Source organism: Pseudomonas sp. K5002 (assembly GCF_013386655.1).
Taxonomy (GTDB): Bacteria; Pseudomonadota; Gammaproteobacteria; order Pseudomonadales; family Pseudomonadaceae; genus Aquipseudomonas.
Genome location: NZ_JACARK010000604.1, coordinates 1 through 791 on the forward strand (window position 1 = coordinate 1; position 791 = coordinate 791).

Annotated in this window: 2 pseudogenes; both read left to right on the forward strand. The window is 62.1% G+C overall.

The features are described from left to right. A pseudogene (locus HX846_RS24510) lies at positions 1-197 on the forward strand (LysR family transcriptional regulator); the annotation flags it as partial. 240 nt (positions 198-437) lie between these two features. Next, positions 438-791: pseudogene (locus HX846_RS24515) on the forward strand (energy transducer TonB); the annotation flags it as partial.

Genomic DNA, 791 nt, shown 5'->3' on the forward strand with positions numbered 1-791 from the left:
CGGTGGCGGCGGGGCTGGGGATCAGCCTGTTGCCGGTGCGGGTGGTGCAGCCCGGGCACGTGGTGTTGGGCGCGGACAGCGGTTTGCCTGCGGTGCAGGGCGTGCGGCTGGCGCTGTATGGCCGTAACGGCCTTGGTGCGGCCGGGCAGGCGTTGCTACGCCAATTGCAGGATTTGTGTGCCGGTAATCCACGCTGAGCCATGCCTTCAGTGAATATTTTGTATGCCTCAAAAGCATTGAGATTTTTCCCCTCGGCGCCAGGCCGCGCAGGACGTGGCTTCGGCGTATCCGGATGTTTCGGTTATTCAATTTAGATCTATCTATAACTTTAAAGATTACTTTAAGAGATAAGCGTCTGCCCCCGATGATTCAGCCCTCGACGGCCGCCAAGGCAGGCCCGTCGGTTTTTTTGCTTAAGACCGCAGGGGAGTTAATCAATGGGCAATGTCCAGACCGCCGCCAGTGCACAAGAGGCGCAGTGGCGCCACGCACCGGGTGGTGAGTTGGTCGACCTTGGCCGGCCGCATCGCGCGCCGTTGGGGCAGTTGCGTACGCAGAAAACCCCGAAGGGTGTGTTGAGTCGGCGTGAAGCGATCCTGTTGGGGATTCTCGCGCTGGCCTTGCATGGCGCGGTGATCTATTGGGTCAGCCAGAAGCCAACCCCGGTGCTGCCGATTGTGCCGCCGGAAATCCCGCCGATGACGATCGAATTTTCCCAGCCGGCACCGCCGGTTGTGGAGCCGCCACCGCCTGTACCGCCACCGCCGCCGCCACCGGTTGTCGAGCCACCG